Raw genomic sequence first — 20,217 nt, 5'->3', positions numbered from 1 at the left:
ATGTGAATAAAAATAACCCTCTAGTTAGTATTATAATGTCATCATATAATCATGAAAGATTTGTTGAAAAAGCTATTTTAAGTGCTATAAACCAAACATACAAAGATATAGAACTTATTGTTATTGATGATGGATCTAAAGATAGGTCACCAGAAATATTAAAAAACTTACAAGAAAAATATGGATTTCATCTGGAACTTCGTGCAAATCATGGACTTGTAAAAACTCTCAACTATGCTTTGAAAAATTTAACAAATGGAAAGTTTGTATGCATCCTTGATTCTGATGATTATTTTCATGAGAGTAAAATAGAAAAACAAGTGGCTGTTTTAGAACAAAACCCTGATTGTGGATTATGCTATAACCCAATATACTATGTAGATGTAAATGATACAATCATTTCAGATAAGATAGATAAAAAAAACACTTTAACTGGTTATATCTTTGAAGAATTTTTTAGAGGTGATGCACATATCCCAGATGGCGGTGTTTTAATTCCTCTAAAAGTTTTTCAAGACATTGGATACTATGATGAAGATGTAGAGCTTGAAGATTATCAACTATGGTTTAAAATACTTTCAAAATATCCTGTTTGTTATATCGATGAACTACTAACATATTATCGCACACATGAAACAAATGTAAGTAATGATGAATACAAAATGCTTCTTTGGGAACGACAGGTAATTAATAAATGGAAAGATCATCCTGTTTATGAAAAATCAAAGCCGTTTGTATTTAATAGATGGTTTGCAAAGTTTGCAAAATATAATAAAAAAGAAGCTCTAATATATCTTTTTAAAATTATAAAATACAAGACGACATATGCAGATAAAAACTTTTACAAGGGAATAAGAAGATTGTTGTTTTATTGGAAGACATAATTTATAGACTTAATGCATATTTTATTATCTAACTTATTTCAAGAATACATGGAGCACCAACTATGAAGCCAAAAGATATCAACACATTTAAAACAGAAAAATTATTTTCTATTTGTACTCTGGTTACCAACAAAGATGAATACCAAGAGATGATTGATTCATTCAATCATTCTGGTTTTAATGAATCAAATAGTGAATTCTTGTATGTAGATAACAGTATTAATAATCAGTTTGATGCATTTCAAGGAATAAAGTATTTTTTAACATTTGCAACTGGGAAATATATAATAATTTGTCATCAAGATGTAATAATCAAATATGACAATATAGAAAATTTACTAGAATGTATTGCTGAAGTAAGTTTATTAGACCCAAATTGGGCTATACTTGGTAATGCTGGAGGGGTATCTATAAACAAACTAGCTGTAAGAATTTCGGACCCACATGGAGAAGATCAGCATATAGGAGATCTACCAGCTAGAGTGTCTTCTTTAGATGAAAATTTTCTACTTATCAAAAGAGAAGCAAATTTAAGTATTTCAAACAATATCGAAGGATTCCATTTTTATGGCACTGACTTATGTGTTATTGCTGACATTCTTGGTTATACGTCATATGTTATTAACTTTCATTTGTATCACAAAAGTGCAGGTAATGCTGATAACAGTTTTACAACTGTATTAGATAAACTACTCAGCAAATATCAAGTAGCGTTACGTTCTAGAAGAATTCAAACAACATGTACAGAATTCTATATTTCTAATAGCAATTTTATTTCATGGATTATGGAACGAAAACTTGTCAAAAGCTTCCTAAAGAGAAAAATTTAATATATGTATGCACTCAATCATAAAACACTGAAATATTTACAAAACACACAATATGCTTTAATTATTATTTTAATCTTAACACTGCCATACTTCATTGCTCCGGCATTTACATTGTTAATCTCAGTATTTATATTCTTAATTACAATAATTATCAACAAAATAGATATTAAAAATTTACTACAAGAAAAAACTATTTTTTATCTTTTATCTTTTATAATTCTAGTCTATATTTCTGCCCTTTGGTCACCTGTGGACAATATATTTGAAGGAAACTTCAAAGTTAATATAGACTCTTATCTAAACTACTTTTTTTTAATTCCAGGTATATATTTTGCCAAGTTATCTAAGGAAAAAATAAAAATTATTTTTTCCTTAACCATTTTATCTCCAATAATATACTTAGTTTTATACTATACAAATTTTTTGCAAATCACTCACATTTATTCGTATCACTATGATAGGAATACTGGTTCGTATAATCTATATGTAGATTTATTTGCAAATATATTTTTATTATTGTCTGCTATATTTTTATTAACAAAACTTACTATTAGCATATATGCCAAAAATCATTTTAAATCTATTGGTTTGTTATTACTATTCTTACTGTTTTCAATATCTTTATTTATAGATGAAATAACCATATCCAGAATGGTAAACTTAAGCTTTTTAGTATCGGTTATTTTTGTTATAATTTACGCGCTTCCAAAAAAGTTAAAACTATTTTTTTTTATAACACTAAGTATAATATCTGTACTATTTCTTTACACATCTAATGATTTTAGAAAAGGTTTTACAGAGCTTAAAGAGACATACACAAACAATAAGTATGAAGGTTCTTGGGGTCATAGAACTAAACTAGCAATTTATGGTATAGAAATGTATCTAGAACACCCATATATAGGTAGAGGTACCGTAGATATTGTTGACCAAATGAGGAAAAACAAACTAAATAATCCAGAGGACTTTAAGGATGGTTCAATTCATTTTCATAATAATCATATATTACTATTAGTTCAAATTGGAATTATAGGATATATAATATTTTTATTATTCATTTATAATCTCTATACGTTCAAGATAAAAGATAGAGAAATAGATATATACAAAAAGGCTACAGTTATCGTTTTCTTGACAGTTATGCTTGGTGAACACTATTTGCAATGGATTCCTGTATCGTCATTATTTGCAATACTAATCGCATTATTTTTATCATATAAAAAATATGAAGATATGGAAGCTATATCAAATTAAGTTTACTATTTTCTATATCTCTAAATCGTTTATTTAAGATTTCAAGTATGCTCTTCCAGCTATAATGTTCCTTTACTCTTTTTATAGCATGGTTTGATTTCTCAAATAATTCTTGTTCGTTCAATATCAAATTACTTAGTTTATTTTCAAGCTCCTTTTGAGAACTAATGATTGTACCAGCAATTTCATTATTTGTTATCTCATTCGCGCTTGATATTGGTGTTGTTAAAATGTAATTTTCATAAGCCATAGCTTCAATAAGAACGAATCCAAAACTCTCTTCTATAGATGTTAAGCAAAATATTTTACTCTTAGCATACAATTTATAAAGCTCTTTTCTATCATAGATAGCATCTGTAAATATAACCCTATCTTTTAAATTAGGATTTTTTTTATAAAAAGCATCTATTTTAGATATAAATTTTGTTTCTATAGAACCGACAAAAATAACTTTATAATCTTTTAGATCAATATTCTCAACAGCATTAAGTAAAAATTCATTGTTTTTCTCAGGTGCACCAATCCGTCCAACTGTCAAAATAATATTCTCTTTTTCTTGATAACTTTTTAAAGGTATTAAAGAGTACATTCTATCTATATCTATACCATTTGGCATATGTAAAAATTTACTTCTGTGTTCTTTATATTTATTAGATACTATTCGGCATCCTTCTATAGACTCAACAGATATAACATCCAATTTTTCTAGTGCTTTCTCAAACAGCCAATTTCTAGCAGCATACTTAGGTCTTTTGCCTGGAATAAACCCGCAGTGTTCTTTGATTGCATTTAAGCCAGTATCAGACTTTAAAAACGCTATTCCATCTGGATTTCTCCACTTGTACATTAGAAAATTCAAGTAAGTTTTCTCTCTATGATGAAACATGTGCAACACATCTATTTTTTTTGCATTAAAAAAAAGATACCAAAGAATAGAAAGAGAATACCTTCCAATTTTCACTTTAGGAATAAATTCTAACTTTAAACCTTTTACTTCATCTTCTAAATAGTCATACGACTGCTTATTTTTATATGTCACTATTTTAGATTTATAGTCAAAATATTTATACATTAAGTATGGTATTTGACCAACATCCTTGATAAGGTGTATGTTATCTGTCTTTTCAAAAAGAGTAACAAATGTTTTCATACTAACTCTTTCAGTATTTTATATAGTTTTTCAAACTGCGTTTCACTATAAAACTTCTCGTCGGCTTTAAGTTTACCTGTACCGGAAAGACTTTTTCTTAAAGATTTGTCATTAAACAGTATTTCTATTTTTTTAGCTAGATCATTTGAATCTCTTGTCTTAAATAGCAGTCCGCTTTCATTATCATCAATAATCTCTAATGGTCCACCACTATCACTTCCAACTACAGCTATTTCACACTGCATAGCTTCTATAAGAACAAGTCCAAAAGTCTCTCTGTCAGTTGCAAGAACAATCACATCGCATACCTGCATAAGTTTTTGAACTTCCGTCGTAAAACCTGTAAATATGATTCTATCTTTTATACCGTCTTTTTCTATATTGTCTTTTAACTGCTCTAAGTAAGTATCATTCATCGCATGACCGACAATAAGTGCCTTTACATCTATACCTTTACTAGCAAGCTCTTTAATAGCATCTATAACTAAATACTGACCTTTACCCTCTTCTATTCTGCCTACTATTCCAACCGTAAATGATTTGCCTAAATTATATTTACTGCGAAGAGTCTCTTTCTCTTCATCACTGATAATTTTTGGACTCTCCGCCCCCATATATAAAACTTCTACCTTAGGTTTTATATCACTAGGTATAAACTTCTCTATCTGCTCTTTTACCTGATATGTGACTGGGAGCATTAAGTAAATATTTTTATATAAAAATTTATGATAAAAATCATTTTTAAATCTTGTCATAGTCATATTTCTAGTTTGAACAAGTTTAGGTTTTTTCTTTGAAAAAAGTTTTGCTAAAACAGCTACCGGGATATCTTTTGTCCAGTGAAGATGAACTACATCGATGCTATTATCGTCTATAATTTTTGCCAATTTTTTTGCAGTTAAAAAAGAGAATAACATTGAACTTCTTTTTATCTTTTCATACTTATATTCTGTATCTGAATAATACTGTTCTAACTTTCCAGCCTCATTTATAACACTAATGACATTTGTTTTGTCATGTAAGAAATGTGATGCCCTAACCATATAAAGTTCTAACCCACCCAAATCAGGAGATAAGCAAAGCTCTAAAATATTACTATTTTTCATTTTCTTGCATCTCTAACATAATCACATACTTCATATAGCTGTTATAAGCAGATGCAAAAGCAACATGCCATTCATGGATGCCGCCAAAGATTCCACCTTTTGATATAATACCTTTAAACATAGCGCCAAATCCGTGAACAAACGGGTCATACCATGAAGCTCTTTTACCCTCTGCATATCTAACCTTTGCCAGATTAACTGCAAATCGGTCAGCCTTACTTACCAATACTCCAAAATCTTCAAAAGAGTAATGAAGCATATCTATATCCAAATCCACATAGTTATCAGTCTCAACTTTCCCATGCTCACCGATAGTGTTATAGCCACACTTGGATTTATTATAAAGTCTGACGACACGGTCTGGGTACCATTGCTTTATAAACTTTTTTCCTATAAAACTTTTACGACGAAAAGAGTATGCATCCGCGTCTCCATTTTCATAATCTAAATCCCTTAGAAACTCTATGGCTTCCTCTTCAAGTCTCTCATCGGCATCTATACTCAATATCCACTCATTTGTTGCGAATTGCTCACAAAAAGCTTTTTGACCGCCATCACCCAAATATTTTTGTTCTATTACCTTAGCGCCCAGTTCTCTCGCTATCTTACAAGTCGCATCACTACTAAAAGAATCAACAACTATAACCTCGTTACAGATTTTCTGAACATTTAAAATTACTTCACGAATATGTTTCTTCTCATTTAATGTTATAATTGTTGCTGTAATATTTTTTTGCATATATTCTCAATATTTTTTATTTAATTTTACCACAAAGTAGCTAAAAACTCATGTCCTACAAACTCGAATACAACAAAGAATTTCAAAACTTCAAAAATATACTTCTAGATATAAAGTCAATTTTTTCACAGAACTCAGGAACTATTCATCTAGCTAGAAACGAACTAAAAGTTATTGAAATTGAAAATATAAAAACAGTCGTTAAAGCCTTTCGAATTCCAAACTTTTTGAATCAATTTGTATACGCTTATCTAAGAAAATCAAAGGCTTACAAAGCTTTTCATAATGCTACAAAACTTCATGAACTTCAAGTAAGCACACCAGAAGCTATAGGTTATATAGAGTTTTTTAAGTCAGGTCTTTTAAAAGAGAGTTTTTTTATATCTAAAGAATTCAAATATGATTTTACTATTGCTCATATTAGAGATGACCAACCTACATATAAAGAAAAAGTCCTACAAGACTTCGCAGAGTTTTCTTATGATATCCATACAAAAGGTGTTTGGCATGTAGATTATTCAGGTGGGAATATTCTTATTCGCAAAGAAGAGGATAAATATATATTTTCTCTTGTAGATATAAACCGTATGAAATTTCGCTCAATAACTGGGTATGAAGGCTTAGAAAACTTTAACAAACTATGGTTTAATGAAGAAGATTTAACTACTATAGCCAAAACATACTCTAAGATAGCAGGACTTGATGAAAATAAGGCAATCAGTGAGATTTTAATGCATGATAAAAAACTCAAAGACAAAGTACTTTTAAAGAGAAAACTAAAAGGCAAATAAATTAAATAGTCAATAACTTATTTTTAACATCTTGAAACATTTGATCTCTTAATTTTTCATCAAGTGGAATCATAAAATGTTGTTGTTTCTTTTCATCCCCAACACCCTTCCACCTTTTTGAACTTGCAAACAAAGTATCTGCGAAGAATGTCATAGTAGGTGTTCCAACTAGAGATGCAAGATGATAGGTTCCAGTTGAAGTGCTCACAAAAAGTTTAAAGTTACTAATCAGTTTTGCAAAATAACGTATACTCTCTTGAGAAAAATAAAAGACTACATTGTAAGCCATAAATCTACTTTGCATCTCTTCATAAAGCTCTTTTTCATCGGGTCCAAAGGTAAGTACTACCTGATACTTATTTTCTATTAAAACCGCATGTATAAGCTCTTCATACTCGTCCAGATTCCAGTTGGCATCTGATGAGCCTCCAAATCCTACATGAAATGCTATTACCTCTTTTTCTATGTCATTGTTTATGCAGAAAACTTCATATATCTTTTTAGCATCTTCAAACTCTAAAAGAGGTTTTTTATATTTTAAATCTATATCAGGAAATAGAGTTTTTGTGAGTTCAAGGTTATACTCAAACTCAGCCATCTTCACTTCACTTCGTCTCTGTTTAACTCTATAAGTATAAAATATCTGCGCAATCTTTGTTGCTGGAGCTATTCTTTTTGGGATTCGTGCTAAAAACTGTGCAAAAGCTATACGAGTGTTTGAGAAGAGAGTTATTGAAGCTTCAATCTTTAAAGCACGAAGTTCTGAAGCAAAATTCCAGATGCTTTGCCCACTATCAATTATAACTTCATCTATGAAGTCACAAGACTCAGCTAGAGTTTTGTTAAGTGGTGCCACACAAGCGATAATCCTGTTATTAGGATTATGATGTTTAAGAACATACATAGAAGGAAGTGCAGTTATAAAATCACCAAGCTTATCTGTGCGACATACTAGAATATTCAACTCTTAGTTCACACCAATCTGAAAATACTCAAAACCGTATTCATTCATTTTTTCTTTATTAAACTGATTTCTACCATCAAAAAACACTGGGTTTTTAAGTAGTTTTTTCATCTCATCAAAGTCAGGACTTCTAAACTCTTGCCACTCTGTTACAAGGATAACAGCGTCAGCACTTTTGAGTGCATCGTATTTACCATCAACATAAGAAACTTTATCATTACCTTTTAAGTAATAGCTCTGGGCTTCATGTCTAGCTTTTGGGTCATAAGCTACAACTTTCGCCCCTCTTGAAGTCAACTCGTTTATAATTGTAATAGAACTTGCCTCTCTCATATCATCAGTTTCAGGTTTAAAACTAAGTCCCCAAACAGCAAAAGTCTTACCTTCAAGATTTTCACCAAATCTAGTAATAACCTTATTACTCATTACATATTTTTGGTCAAGATTAACAGCTTCAACAGCGTCTAATATTCTAGGATTATATCCAAAGTCTTTTGCTGTTTTTGCCAGAGCTTGTACATCTTTTGGAAAACAGCTTCCGCCATATCCACAGCCTGGATAGATAAAGCTATATCCAATACGACTGTCACTTCCGATGCCGTTTCTCACCTTATTTATATCAGCTCCAACTCTCTCACAGATTTGACTCATCTCATTCATAAAAGATATTTTAGTTGCAAGCATTGCATTTGCAGCATACTTTGTCATCTCAGCACTTTTTATATCCATAGCTATAAACAACTCATGACGCTTCATAAACGGAGCATATAACTCTCTCATTACATCCATGGCTTTTTCGCTCTCAGCACCGATTACAACACGGTCCGGATGCAAGAAATCATTTACTGCTGCACCCTCTTTTAAAAATTCTGGATTCGACACAACATCGAACTTTATATCAACACCTCTACGGTCAAGCTCAGCTTGGATTGTAGCTTGAACTTTATCAGCAGTTCCTACAGGAACAGTTGATTTATCAACAACAACCATGTAATCATCTATAGACTCACCGATAGTTTTTGCAACAGCTAAAACATATTTTAAGTCAGCACTTCCATCTTCACCCATTGGAGTTCCAACTGCAATAAAAGCTATTTTAGAATTCTTAATTGCTTTACTAGAATCAGTAGTGAAGTCAAGTGTTTTATTTTTGTAATTTTCTAATGTCATATCTTCTAAGCCTGGCTCATAGATAGGTATAATACCTTGTTTCAAATCTTCAATTTTCTTCTCATCAATATCTACACAAGTTACACTGTTTCCCATCTGCGCAAAACACACACCGCTTACTAAACCTACATAACCCGTTCCAATAACTGATATTTTCATCAAATAATTCCTAAATAAAATAATTTAGTGATTTTACCTTAAAAAGGATATAATTCGCCTTATTTTTTTAGGATTAGATTTGCAATTTAAAAACAGATACACTCAAGTTATTTCAGCTGTTATTTTCAGTATTTTACTTTTTACAACGATTAGACTTTTCTTCTATTTTTCTTACTTTGATTATTTTAGTGATTTGACATTTTTAGAAACTCTAAAGTCTTTTTTTATGGGTGTTCGCGTAGATATTGCACTGATTTTCACATTTACTTCTATAATATGGCTAATTCTTCTTTTGCCGTTTAAATTTACAACAAATAAAATATACAGAAGATCATTAGGAGTTTTATGGGGAGCTATATTAGGTGGTATTATCTTCTTTAATATTGGTGATATTTTATATTTTGGATTTGTAAACAGACACCTAAATAATGAGCTTAGTCTAATCGGAAATGATATTGGTATTTTAGTTGATATGGTAGTAGATTTTTATCTTATTCAAACCATACTGGGTACAATATTTTATTTTGTAATTGTATATTTTTTCTATAGAGTATTTAATTCTAATATACACAACAAAATTATTAGACAAAGAGAGTGGGCGAATATGCTACTTGTAATAATAATTGCATTTGTAGGAATCCGTGGGAAACTTGATGGTATCTCGTTTGGTACTTCAGATGCATTTGCTGTAAATAAGGTATCTTCAGGAAACTTAGCACTAAACGGTTTTTTCTGTTATTACCGTGGGGGGACTATACAATGTACAGACCACTCAGCAATAAAACCGGAAGAAGCTATACAAAAGGTGCAAGAAAACTTACACTCAGAAAAATTTGAATTTATAGATAATAATTTTCCACTGATGAGAAAGAACAAAGATGTTGTAAAAAACAACTACAACATCGTTATAATTATGATTGAGAGTCTTAGTTCAAGATATCTTGATGAGCTTGCTGGTAATGATTTTAAAGTTACACCTACACTTGACAAACTTGCAAAAGAAGGACAATTGTATACAAATTTCTATGCAAACGGGCAGAGATCACAAGAGGGAATTACGACTATATATACGGGTCTTACTCAGCCTGTAGGTTTCGAAAACCTAGGTGAAGGACTTGAACTTTACAATCCTTCATACTTAGGAGATATAGCACATAAAAACGGTTATTCAACTCTAGCGATGCAGAGCTCGGACAGAGGTTCATTTAGAGTAGACAAACTTAGTGCACTTGCTGGATTTAGAGAGTATTACGGAGCTGAGGATATTGAACGTACAGGAGAGGAAACAGGGCAACCAAACTATGGTGCTTGGGATGGGAACAGTTTAAGATTTTTATCATCAAAATTAAAAACAATAAAAGAGCCTTTTGTTAGCTTTTGTTTTACTGCTTCAACACACTCCCCCTTCTATTCTCCTGGTAAACAATGGGAAAAATACCCTCATGATGTTAAGTCTGAAAATGGTTTTTTAAATACTTTAAACTATGTTGACACGCAGATAAAAGAGTTTATGGAAGCTTCTAAAAAAGAGCCTTGGTTTGACAATACAATATTCATTTTTACGGCTGACCACGCTAATCAGACAAAAATCAGCAATGAAAAAAAGATAAAATCAACAAATACGAATTTACCTGAATTTCATATCCCACTTATTATATATGCTCCTAAAATCATAGAACCAAAAAGATCAGATATTGTGTCTTCTCACAGTGATATCATTCCTACAATTATTGATCTTCTGGGCTGGCAAAATCCTTTTACAACAATAGGCAACTCTCTTTTTGATAATAGTGTAAAAAATAGATTTGCCTTTGTTAAGATGGGGAGTATTGTTGGACTTAGTGATGCTGATGGTTCAATATACTATAACTTTAAAAATCTTATCAGTAAAAAAGGCTCTATAACTAAAGAAAATGAGCAGCTAATTCTAAATATAGACTCTGCGCAAGCTCATTTACTAAAAAACTCAAAATGGATGAAGAAAGATTGAAAGCTCCTTTTAAATGGGATGACTATTCAGATCAACCGGCACAACTAAAAGACAGTAAATATAAAAAACAGATGCGTAAACGAGAGATTTTATCGTTAACAAAAACAATCTTTACAGCTCTTATAATTCTTCCTTTCTCGATTATAGCTATGCCATTTGTAAAAAGGAAACAGATAGATTCCGAGAGTTTCTTTTCTATGGGAGTTGATTACCAAAGAGAACCAGAACTTACACTTGAACTTTTAAAAGAGCTGGATGTTAACAGAATTTTACTTCGTATAAAACTTTGGGAACTTGAAACTATTGATGAACTTAAAAGCTTTATATTAAAAAATAAAAATAAAAAAATAATACTAAAAATACTTCAAGACAGAGAACACGTAGAAGATTTAGAACTTTTACAAAAAGACTTAAGAGTGATTTTTAAAACATTTGATGGTCTTGTAGATATTTATGAGATAGGTTCGACTATTAATAGAGCTAAATGGGGATTTTTCTCTGTTGACGAATACAATAGATTTTACAAAGTTGCATATGATTTAAAAACAGAAGAGTTTCCGGATGCTAAACTTATTGGAAGTGGTGTTATAGACTTTGAGTATCACTTTACAGCCCATACACTTTTTAACTTTTTTAAGTATCACTATGATGGTGTCGCATCTCTGCTTTATGTAGACAGACGTGGTGCACCTGAAAATGTTCAGATGGGATTTACTCTTGCGGATAAGATAGCGTGGTTAAGTACTATGGTCTGGGTTAGCCCTAAAAGTGAACATTCTCTTCATATTACGGAAGTAAACTGGCCTATAGCGGGAACTGCACCATATGCACCAACAAGCGAATACGAGTGTATTAGTGAAGAGCTATATGCAGACTTTATGCTTAGATATCATCTTCTATCTTTTGCATCGCAACAGGTGAATTCTCTATCATGGCATCAGCTTATAGCTCCTGGTTACGGTTTAGTCGATAGCAGAAATGGGATTAGAAAGCGTTCAGCATTTGATACATATAAGTTCATGATACAAACTTTAAAACACGCTCAGTTTTTGCGACTTGATATTAAAAGAGACTACTACATACTTCAATGTTTAGTCAACAACAGACTTTTGCAAATTCACTGGACACTAAAACCAACTACACTCAGAAATGAAGATTTTTTTGAAGTCTATTCTATGAATGGAAAACTGATTAAAAATGAAACTTTAGAAATTGGTTCTTCACCTTTATATATATACATTAAAGAAGCGGTATAATTGCATCTATGAATAAAAAATATTTAAATGTAAAACTATACTTCTGGCTACTTTTCTTAGTCTCTTCTATAATCTTTGTAAGCTTTCCTCAAATAGACCTAGCGGTAGCTTCTCTCTTTTATGATGGGAAATCATTTCCTCTTAACGGCTCATGGATAGAAGACATCCTCTACCATTCTGTAAAGCCTCTTATTATTGCCTTTGCACTATCAAGCTTAGCAATATTCATATATAACTATCTGAAAAAGAAAACACTTTTAGATATAAACTCTAAGGCTATGCTTTTCATAGTTCTTTTTCTAACAATAGCACCTGCACTCATAGTCAATACAACTCTAAAAGAAAACTGGGGAAGAGCAAGACCTGCACAGACTGTAAACTTTGGTGGAGATAAAGAGTTTACTCCTGCTTTCATACCTAGTAATCAGGGTGGTTACTCTTTCTCATCAGGTCATACAGCTGCTGCTTTTAGTCTTTTAGGTTTTGCTCTTTTAGCTAAAAGAAGACAAAGATTATTTATATCACTAGTTCTCGTTTATGGCACTTTAGTTTCCTTAGCAAGGATGGCTGCAGGCGGTCATTTCTTAAGTGATGTTGTCACCTCGTTTTTTATAGTCTATATTTCAACTCATATACTTTATAAACTAGTATTTAAAGAGGATTCCGCGTAGTGCACAAAAATCAACTTACTCAGATATTAGTCCTTCTAATCTTCAGTTTCATAGTTCTTATGGCTATTAGACTAACTCTATACAACTTCTATACAGATGATTTTTCAAACCTGACTACAAGTGAATTCTACGCATCCTTATTTATGGGCTTTCGTGTAGATATGATAACTATTTTTACATTTTCATCTCTTTTTATATTAACTCTTCTTTTTATAAAACAAACAAAGACAAGAGCATTGGTAGCACTTTTTTGGGCTATTATTTTGAACATAATTTTTATACTTAGTTTTAGTGATGTACTTTATTATGACTACATTCACAGACATATTTCAAATGAAATATTTCACCTTGGTGATGATATGGATATTATAATTGGTATGGCTTTTGGATCAATGCTTCCATACACACTAGGTGCAATAATTATCAGTGCAATATTTTTATATACTGTATACAAATTCTTCTCAAAAGAATCAAATAATTTCATCTCTGGAAAAAAATTAGCTCTTCTGACAATTGTAACTATTTTAGTTGTATTTATCGGTATACGAAACAGTTTTGCTGGGAAAAGTTTTGGTAGTAGTGACGCGTTTGCTGTAAATAAAGTAAGTAGTGGAAACTTAGCGTTGAATGGATTTTTCACAATATATAGAACTGCAAAAAAGACAGCTAAGCATAATCTAATGGAGCTAGATGCAGCTATAACTATATCTCAAGAAGCACTTAAAACTCCAAATGCTCCTTTTACAGATGCACAATACCCTCTCTTACGCCAATATCCGTTTAAAGACAAAGAAAAATACAACGTTGTAATTGTATTACTAGAATCTTTTGGGGCTGAACATATTGACGGTTTCACTAAGTATAAAGAGTTAAATGTCACACCATACTTTAAACGTCTTAGCAATGAAGGGTTAAAGTTTACAAACTTCTACTCTAATGGCTATCGCTCTATATTTGGTATTACTTCAATATTCACAGGTGTGACAATACCAGCGGGAGCGCAATACTTAGGAAAAGGACTGGAATTATCCAATCTAAGTTATCTAGGAAGTGTTGCTAAAGAAAATGGCTACTCTACTATCTCGATGCAAGCTGCAAATCGTCGTTCATACAGAGTAGATGCAATTAGTACTCTATCTGGTTTTGATGAGTATTATGGCGCTCAAGACATGCCAAATATAGAAGAGATTGATGAAGGGAGAGAGCCACTTACTGGTACATATGACTTTAATATGCTTGATTTTTACCATAAAAAGCTAAACAAGATGAAAGAACCTTTTTTAGGTTTCGCATTTACAGATTCTACTCACTCTGACTACCATCTTCCAAGTAAAAAGTTTGAAAGATATCCACATGATCTCAAAAACTACAATGGTGCATTGAATGCCTATATATACGCTGATGATGCCATTCGTCGTTTTATGGAAGGAGTAAAAGATGAACCTTGGTTTGATAGAACTATATTTATCTTTACATCTGATCATGGAAGCGGTAATGCTTTAAATGGGCTTGCAAGACAATATCGTCCCGATGATAAGACTCTTGCTTCTATAGAGCATTTTAGAATTCCGCTTATTTTATATGCACCAAAAATATTTAAACCTGAGGAAGTAAAAACTCTCGGCGGGCATAATGACATATTTCCTACAATAGTGGATATGCTTGGCTGGAAGGCTGACATAACTACTATGGGTAGCTCACTCTTTGATAAAGATATAAATGAAAGATTTGTTTATTTTTATGCCGGCAACCTTATAGGACTTATAACAAACAATGGTTATATAAAATATAACTTTAAAAATATTGTTGAGAAAACGGGCAGCGAGGAAAATATACAAAGCATGAAGAAGCTACTTTTTGGTGTTGATACAGCAGAAGCCCAGTTACTTGAAAAAAATAGGTGGGCTAAATGAGAATTATGATTATTCTTCCAAACTGGCTTGGAGATGCTATTATGGCTACTCCAGCTATCGAGCTTTTAGCATCGCACTATAGAGATGCAAGGTTTACATTTGTAGGTAGCTATGTTAGTATTGAAGCACTTAAACATCACCCTCTTTGCCAAAGAGCGATAGTAGATAATACCAAAAAGGCTTCAAACAGATATCTGGCTACATATAAACTTGCACGTGAACTAGGTCAGTTTCATCTAGCTATTACTTTTAGAAACCAGTTTCACTCATCTCTACTTTTAAGATTTACAAAAACAGTAGTTTGCATTTCTAGACAATCTTGGCATTCTATGTTTTTACTATCTCATACACCTAAGATTCCAACTTCACAGCACCTTGTAAAACAATATTGTCAGTTAGCTATGACTGACACAGATTATTGGAATGGAGATGCACCAAACCTGACACTATATATAAAACCTCAACAGTTTAATAAACGCACTATTGGTATAAATGCCGGTGCAACTTACGGAAGTGCAAAACGTTGGTATCCAGAGAGATTCGCTGAAGTTGCTAAGGAGTTTGCAGATAAGTTTGATATCATAATTTTTGGTGGACCCAATGAAGTAGAGATGGCGGACGAGATTGAGTCAAGTCTCAAAGATTTTGGGATTGAGAACTATAGAAACTTAGCAGGAAAAACAAATATAGAAGAACTTTGTTCACATATAGCAGGATGTTCACTCTTTATTACAAATGATAGTGGTCCAATGCATGTGGCAGCAGCTTATCAAGTACCTACGGTTGCTATATTTGGTCCTACAAGACATAAAGAGACATCTCAATGGATGAATGAAAAGAGTAGAATTATCAGACATGAGATGGATTGTTCTCCTTGTATGAAGAGAGAGTGTCCATTAGGACATCATGATTGTATGAAAACTATTACATCTTCTGAAGTTGTAGAAGCAGTAAGAGAACTTGGGTTCTAAAATCTACGATTTTTTAATTATTGGAGCAGGTTCGGCCGGATGCTCAACTGCTTATTTTTTACAAAAAAGTGGAAAAAAAGTAGCCATTATTGATAGAGAAGGAATTGCCGGTGGAGCGAGTGGAGTTGCCGGAGCATTTCTTTCTCCACTTCCAGGTAAGAAAAATAGTTACAATAATTTTGTAAATGAAGCTCTAAAGTTCTCTATACGTTTTTATGAAGAACTAATTCCAAATGCAATTAATAAAAAAGGTGTACTAAGAGTCCCAAATAACAATTTCTCAAAAGAAAAACTAGAGAATAATGATATAGAATATGAATACTTTAATAGCAAAGATTTGCAAGATATATCAACAAACTTTAAAGATATAGACGGTTATTTTTATAAAAATGCAGCTGTTATAGAGCCTCTTAGCATTTGTAACAAGATGGTAGAGGGTTGTGACTTTTACAAACAAGATATAGACAAATTAGTTTTTAAAGATGGTATGTATTATATAGAAGATATTAAAGCTAAAAACATAATACTGGCTCAAGGTGTCAGTAACTCTTTAGTCAAACATCCATACATGAAGATATCTCCTATTTTTGGTCTTAGAGTTGATGTTAAAACCACTACAAAGATTCCTTTTAACATTCATAAGTCTATCTCAATATCTACGAATAAAAATGATGGTACTGTTGCGATAGGTGCAACTCATGAAAGACATGATTCCTCGCAGCTGGAGTGTACAACAACTTGTGATAAATGCATTTTTTATGTAGATAACGAAAAAAATCAAGTAGAGTCTCTTTTAAATAAAACTAAAGAGCTAATTACTTTAAAAAATCTAGAGGTGATAAAAACATATAAAGGTGCAAGAGCTACTATAAAAAGCTATTTTCCTGTTATTGGAAAAATTGTAGATTATGAGAGTTCACTAAAAAAACATCCGTCAATAAAAAATGGTACCAAGATTGCGCAAGACTCATTAGAATATTATCCAAATATATATATCATAAATGCTTTGGGATCTAGGGGGTTTGTTTTTGGTCCGTATTTGGCAAAAATATTAAGTGAGAATATTTTAAATGAAACTCCTATACCAAAAGAGATTTCAACACAGAAACTTTTCTACAAAACAGCACGAAAAGAAAAATCACAGCTCTAAAAAAGAGCCGTTGATTAAATTAAAAGCCGAATTTGAATCCGATATAAACAGATTTATTGTAGTTTTTATCTCCACCAGAGCTAGCTGTATAGTTAGTATCTAAAGATCTATAACCTACAGTTACACTACCATTTTTAATCACTTCAAGATCAAGGGCAGCACGATACTCTAAAAAGTTCTTTGCATCTTGCATAGATAAGACTTCAGGTGCATAATAAATAGCACCTCTAACATAAAGTGGCATCTTATCGCTAAAAGCAAGTTTATAACTAGCCTCAGCACCTAAAGGTACACTGCTAAAATTTTTGGCACCATTTAGCTTTACCCCTAATCCTATTACAAGATCTGTAGCTTCAACTTTTCTTTGCATTAAAAAGCTAACTTCAAAATAATCTTGCATATCGCTGCTACTAGAAAATTCACTATTATCTACACTACCATGTAGTAATTTTGCACCTACAAAAACACTATCTGGTTCAACAGTATCATTAAACTGACCCATGTCAATTTTTGCACCAAACTCCAAATCTTTATCATTTATATTAAGCTCTACGTTATGCATTGCAAAAGCAGATACTGCACATACAGCAAGTAGTCCAAGTTTTTTAAACATTACTTTCCTTGTATTTTCTGGATTGTCTTTGTTGTACTTTTGCCATTAACAAAGTCAACAAGTTTCAATTCACCAGCAAATTCAGTTCCAACAACATCTTTTCCTTTGTAGTCACCGCCCTTTACGAGGGTGTCAGGTCCAATCATTTTTATAAGGTCATGAGGTGTATCTTGTTCAAACGGAACAACAAAGTCAACCGCTTCTAAAGCTGCTAATATATAAGCTCTATCAGGTGCTATATTTACAGGACGAGTCGGACCTTTAAGCCTTGATACAGACTCATCAGAGTTTAGTCCTACTATAAGAACATCTCCAAAACTTTTCGCTTCTTGAAGATACTTAACATGACCAACATGTAAAATATCAAAACATCCATTTGTAAATACCACTTTCTTTCCAGTAGCTTTACAACGATTTACAATTTGTGATATATCTTCAAAACTTTTTATATGTGCATCTGATGTACTTTTATGTAGAGATGCTTCATACTCTTCTATCTCATTTAAAGTAACAGTAGCAGAACCAATTTTTCCAACAACAACTCCGGCAGCTAAGTTAGCAAAAGATGCTGTTTCTTCTATGCTTTTTCCAGCACTAAGGGCAAATGCGATAGATGCTATAACAGTATCTCCTGCACCGGTTACATCAAAGACCTCTTTTGCTACAGTAGGAAATCTTTTTACTTGCGTGTCATAAGTAGCAATTCCATCTTCAGACAGAGTAATAAGGGAGATATCTAATTCCACTTCATTTTTAAGCTTAAGAAGAGCATCTTTTAAAGATTCAGCATCTTTAATATCTATATCAGTTGCTAAAATAGCTTCTTTCTTATTTGGAGTTAGAAGATATGCTCCTTTATATTTTGAGAAGTCACTTCCCTTTGGATCAACAAGAACTTTTACACCGTTTTTATTTGCAAGAGAAATAACACCTTGACAAAGCTCAGAAGTTAAAACACCCTTTCCATAATCAGAAAGGATAACAGCATCATAAGAAGCTATATTACCTGATATAGAATCTATTATTTTCTTAACAGATTCTATATCAATCTCATTTTTACTCTCTTTGTCATATCTAAGAATTTGCTGACTAACAGCTATTATACGACTCTTTTTAGATGTTTTTCTACTCTTCTGAATTATAAGGTTTGAATCATCTACATTAATAGACTTCAACATGCTTTTAAGCTCTAGTCCATTATCATCATCACCTATAACACTGCTAACACTAACCTCCGCTCCAAGAGCATTTAGGTTATTAATAACGTTACCTGCTCCACCCAGAACTGTCGTTTCTTTTGCAATATCAACAACTTGTACGGGTGCTTCTGGAGAGATTCTATCACAACTACCCCATAAATAGTGATCTATCATTAGATCACCGACAACCAATATCTTTGGAGTAAAGTTTTTAAGAACCTTCATTATTTAACTTCTTCTTCATAAATTCTTTTAATCTCACCTACATATAACTTGATTGCATCTTCCATCTCAAATCTAGGTTCATATCCCAAAGCTTCTCTAGTTGTAGCTATATCTGCTTCAGTATGAAACTGATAACTACCTATGAACGGATTTGGAATATACTCACAAGGAAGAGTTGTGCCAAGTTCACGTTGAAGTATATCAACTATATCTTGGAAGCTTCTAGCCTTGCCAGTTCCAACATTATAGATGCCACTTGCCTTTGGTTTCATAGCTTTAATATTTGCTTGAACAATATCTTCTATATATATAAAGTCACGAAGGATTTTATCACTGTCTTCAAAAAGTCTAGGATTTTTACCAGAGAGTATTTGATGTCCAAATTGTAAAACCATAGATGCAGTGGTATTTTTGAAATATTCACCTTTTCCATAAACATTAAAATATCGAAGTCCTACAATAGAGATATCACACTCTTTCATATATTCACGACTTAAGTTATCCATACTCAGCTTAGAGAACCCGTAAACATTTTGAGGAGCTTCCCTTCCTACTTTTTGAGGAGATTCAGCATTCCCGTAAGTTGCTGCTGAAGATGCGTATATCATATTTGCGTCGTGTCTAATAGCTAACTCAAGTAGATCTTTATAAGCATTTACGTTTGTTTTAATCATTAAATCCTGCTCTAATGCAGTTGTATCAGATATAGCAGCTTCATGAAAAATATAATCAAATTTATAGTTTATTTCTAGATCTAGAAGCAGTTCCTTATCATTTATATCCCCACTTATGACTTCACCACGAAAACCTATAAGGTTCTTGAAATGTCCAAAGCTTTTTAAATTACCGTTTGAAAATGTTTCACCACTTCTAAAGCTATCTAAGACAACGACTTTTGCATCCGGATGATTATTTTGAAAATAAAAAGCTAGGTTCGAACCTATAAATCCAGCCCCACCAGTAATTAAAATTGTTTTTTCTTTTAAGTCGTCTTCTATGTATCTCATCTACTCATCCATATCATATAATTTTAATAAAATGATACACTATAATTCATTAACATGTATTTAAGAGTCAAATCACTATAATTGGTTCGAAAATTAATCTAAGGAAAAAAAATGAAAAAAATCGTAATCGCTTCAATCGCTACTTTAGCACTAGCAACAGCTTCAATGGCAGCAG

18 protein-coding genes are annotated in these 20,217 nt (G+C 32.0%); 10 read left to right on the top strand and 8 right to left on the bottom strand.

The annotated features are described in order from the left end of the window. Window positions 1-2: 2 nt before the first annotated feature. From ABZC13_RS03460 to ABZC13_RS03450, 3 genes are all read left to right on the top strand, one after another. Window positions 3-884: a glycosyltransferase family 2 protein gene (locus ABZC13_RS03460; RefSeq protein ID WP_373000128.1), complete on the top strand. Its 882-nt coding sequence runs from the start codon at window positions 3-5 to the stop codon at window positions 882-884. Window positions 885-946: 62 nt separating this feature from the next. Then, window positions 947-1,714 (top strand): hypothetical protein, encoded by a 768-nt coding sequence (locus ABZC13_RS03455; protein ID WP_373000125.1) that lies wholly within the window; start codon window positions 947-949, stop codon window positions 1,712-1,714. A gap of 3 nt (window positions 1,715-1,717) precedes the next feature. Next, window positions 1,718-2,968, top strand: a complete 1,251-nt coding sequence (locus ABZC13_RS03450; protein WP_373000122.1) for an O-antigen ligase family protein — start codon at window positions 1,718-1,720, stop codon at window positions 2,966-2,968. Here the strand turns inward: ABZC13_RS03450 and ABZC13_RS03445 are convergent. From ABZC13_RS03445 to ABZC13_RS03435, 3 genes are read right to left on the bottom strand one after another with little or no spacing between them, the layout of a single operon-like run. After that, the gene (locus tag ABZC13_RS03445; protein WP_373000119.1) at window positions 2,955-4,118 is read right to left on the bottom strand and encodes a glycosyltransferase family 4 protein; all 1,164 of its coding nucleotides are present in this window, start codon (window positions 4,116-4,118) and stop codon (window positions 2,955-2,957) included. The genes ABZC13_RS03450 and ABZC13_RS03445 overlap by 14 nt on opposite strands. Beyond that, window positions 4,115-5,224, bottom strand: coding sequence for a glycosyltransferase family 4 protein (locus ABZC13_RS03440; RefSeq protein ID WP_373000116.1), 1,110 nt, complete (start codon window positions 5,222-5,224; stop codon window positions 4,115-4,117). Before ABZC13_RS03440 ends, ABZC13_RS03445 begins: the two co-directional genes overlap by 4 nt. Continuing rightward, window positions 5,214-5,963, bottom strand: coding sequence for a glycosyltransferase family 2 protein (locus ABZC13_RS03435; protein WP_373000113.1), 750 nt, complete (start codon window positions 5,961-5,963; stop codon window positions 5,214-5,216). The genes ABZC13_RS03440 and ABZC13_RS03435 overlap by 11 nt, the downstream gene beginning before the upstream one ends. A 50-nt stretch (window positions 5,964-6,013) precedes the next feature. On the opposite strand from ABZC13_RS03435, the gene ABZC13_RS03430 reads away from it, so the two are divergent. After that, window positions 6,014-6,754 carry a lipopolysaccharide kinase InaA family protein gene (locus tag ABZC13_RS03430; RefSeq protein ID WP_373000110.1) on the top strand — a complete coding sequence of 247 codons (741 nt, stop codon included), beginning with the start codon at window positions 6,014-6,016 and terminating at the stop codon, window positions 6,752-6,754. 1 nt (window position 6,755) lies between these two features. Here ABZC13_RS03430 and ABZC13_RS03425 read toward each other — a convergent pair whose 3' ends face one another. Beyond that, window positions 6,756-7,718: a glycosyltransferase family 9 protein gene (locus ABZC13_RS03425; RefSeq protein ID WP_373000107.1), complete on the bottom strand. Its 963-nt coding sequence runs from the start codon at window positions 7,716-7,718 to the stop codon at window positions 6,756-6,758. 3 nt (window positions 7,719-7,721) lie between these two features. Further along, window positions 7,722-9,047, bottom strand: coding sequence for a UDP-glucose/GDP-mannose dehydrogenase family protein (locus tag ABZC13_RS03420; protein WP_373000104.1), 1,326 nt, complete (start codon window positions 9,045-9,047; stop codon window positions 7,722-7,724). A 79-nt stretch (window positions 9,048-9,126) separates the two neighbouring features. Here ABZC13_RS03420 and ABZC13_RS03415 point away from each other — a divergent pair, with 79 nt between their 5' ends. Genes ABZC13_RS03415 through ABZC13_RS03390 form a run of 6 tightly spaced genes read left to right on the top strand, consistent with a single transcriptional unit; the run spans window position 9,127 to window position 16,998 of the window. Then, window positions 9,127-11,037, top strand: coding sequence for an LTA synthase family protein (locus ABZC13_RS03415; RefSeq protein WP_373000101.1), 1,911 nt, complete (start codon window positions 9,127-9,129; stop codon window positions 11,035-11,037). Then, window positions 11,019-12,293: a glycosyl hydrolase gene (locus tag ABZC13_RS03410; RefSeq protein ID WP_373000098.1), complete on the top strand. Its 1,275-nt coding sequence runs from the start codon at window positions 11,019-11,021 to the stop codon at window positions 12,291-12,293. Before ABZC13_RS03415 ends, ABZC13_RS03410 begins: the two co-directional genes overlap by 19 nt. An 8-nt stretch (window positions 12,294-12,301) precedes the next feature. Beyond that, window positions 12,302-12,964 (top strand): phosphatase PAP2 family protein, encoded by a 663-nt coding sequence (locus tag ABZC13_RS03405; protein WP_373000095.1) that lies wholly within the window; start codon window positions 12,302-12,304, stop codon window positions 12,962-12,964. Next, entirely contained in the window at window positions 12,964-14,877 is a 1,914-nt protein-coding gene (locus ABZC13_RS03400; RefSeq protein ID WP_373000092.1) for an LTA synthase family protein, read from the top strand. Before ABZC13_RS03405 ends, ABZC13_RS03400 begins: the two co-directional genes overlap by 1 nt. Then, the gene (gene waaF / locus ABZC13_RS03395) at window positions 14,874-15,848 is read left to right on the top strand and encodes a lipopolysaccharide heptosyltransferase II (protein WP_373000089.1); all 975 of its coding nucleotides are present in this window, start codon (window positions 14,874-14,876) and stop codon (window positions 15,846-15,848) included. The genes ABZC13_RS03400 and waaF overlap by 4 nt, the downstream gene beginning before the upstream one ends. Next, entirely contained in the window at window positions 15,838-16,998 is a 1,161-nt protein-coding gene (locus ABZC13_RS03390; RefSeq protein ID WP_373000086.1) for an NAD(P)/FAD-dependent oxidoreductase, read from the top strand. Before waaF ends, ABZC13_RS03390 begins: the two co-directional genes overlap by 11 nt. Before the next feature lie 19 nt (window positions 16,999-17,017). Here ABZC13_RS03390 and ABZC13_RS03385 read toward each other — a convergent pair whose 3' ends face one another. From ABZC13_RS03385 to rfaD, 3 genes are read right to left on the bottom strand one after another with little or no spacing between them, the layout of a single operon-like run. Beyond that, window positions 17,018-17,611: a YfaZ family outer membrane protein gene (locus tag ABZC13_RS03385; RefSeq protein WP_373000083.1), complete on the bottom strand. Its 594-nt coding sequence runs from the start codon at window positions 17,609-17,611 to the stop codon at window positions 17,018-17,020. Beyond that, window positions 17,611-19,035: a D-glycero-beta-D-manno-heptose-7-phosphate kinase gene (gene rfaE1 / locus ABZC13_RS03380; RefSeq protein ID WP_373000080.1), complete on the bottom strand. Its 1,425-nt coding sequence runs from the start codon at window positions 19,033-19,035 to the stop codon at window positions 17,611-17,613. Before rfaE1 ends, ABZC13_RS03385 begins: the two co-directional genes overlap by 1 nt. Then, complete coding sequence (rfaD, locus tag ABZC13_RS03375; protein WP_373000077.1) at window positions 19,035-20,042, bottom strand: ADP-glyceromanno-heptose 6-epimerase; 1,008 nt, start codon at window positions 20,040-20,042, stop codon at window positions 19,035-19,037. Before rfaD ends, rfaE1 begins: the two co-directional genes overlap by 1 nt. Between the last annotated feature and the right edge of the window lie 175 nt (window positions 20,043-20,217).

The sequence above is a fragment of the Sulfurimonas sp. genome (genome assembly GCF_041563035.1).
In the GTDB taxonomy this organism is placed as follows: domain Bacteria; phylum Campylobacterota; class Campylobacteria; order Campylobacterales; family Sulfurimonadaceae; genus Sulfurimonas.
The sequence above is the reverse complement of the archived record's forward strand: the minus strand, read 5'-3'. Positions and strand labels throughout refer to the sequence as shown.

Bases quoted from the DNA above. Each gene is read 5' to 3' on its own strand.
- ABZC13_RS03455 (WP_373000125.1), top strand. From the start codon at position 947: ATGAAGCCAAAAGATATCAACACATTTAAAACAGAAAAATTATTTTCT.
- ABZC13_RS03450 (WP_373000122.1), top strand. From the start codon at position 1,718: ATGTATGCACTCAATCATAAAACACTGAAATATTTACAAAACACACAA.
- ABZC13_RS03445 (WP_373000119.1), bottom strand. From the start codon at position 4,118: ATGAAAACATTTGTTACTCTTTTTGAAAAGACAGATAACATACACCTT.
- ABZC13_RS03440 (WP_373000116.1), bottom strand. From the start codon at position 5,224: ATGAAAAATAGTAATATTTTAGAGCTTTGCTTATCTCCTGATTTGGGT.
- ABZC13_RS03435 (WP_373000113.1), bottom strand. From the start codon at position 5,963: ATGCAAAAAAATATTACAGCAACAATTATAACATTAAATGAGAAGAAA.
- ABZC13_RS03430 (WP_373000110.1), top strand. From the start codon at position 6,014: ATGTCCTACAAACTCGAATACAACAAAGAATTTCAAAACTTCAAAAAT.
- ABZC13_RS03420 (WP_373000104.1), bottom strand. From the start codon at position 9,047: ATGAAAATATCAGTTATTGGAACGGGTTATGTAGGTTTAGTAAGCGGT.
- ABZC13_RS03410 (WP_373000098.1), top strand. From the start codon at position 11,019: ATGGATGAAGAAAGATTGAAAGCTCCTTTTAAATGGGATGACTATTCA.
- ABZC13_RS03405 (WP_373000095.1), top strand. From the start codon at position 12,302: ATGAATAAAAAATATTTAAATGTAAAACTATACTTCTGGCTACTTTTC.
- waaF (WP_373000089.1), top strand. From the start codon at position 14,874: ATGAGAATTATGATTATTCTTCCAAACTGGCTTGGAGATGCTATTATG.
- ABZC13_RS03385 (WP_373000083.1), bottom strand. From the start codon at position 17,611: ATGTTTAAAAAACTTGGACTACTTGCTGTATGTGCAGTATCTGCTTTT.
- rfaE1 (WP_373000080.1), bottom strand. From the start codon at position 19,035: ATGAAGGTTCTTAAAAACTTTACTCCAAAGATATTGGTTGTCGGTGAT.
- rfaD (WP_373000077.1), bottom strand. From the start codon at position 20,042: ATGAGATACATAGAAGACGACTTAAAAGAAAAAACAATTTTAATTACT.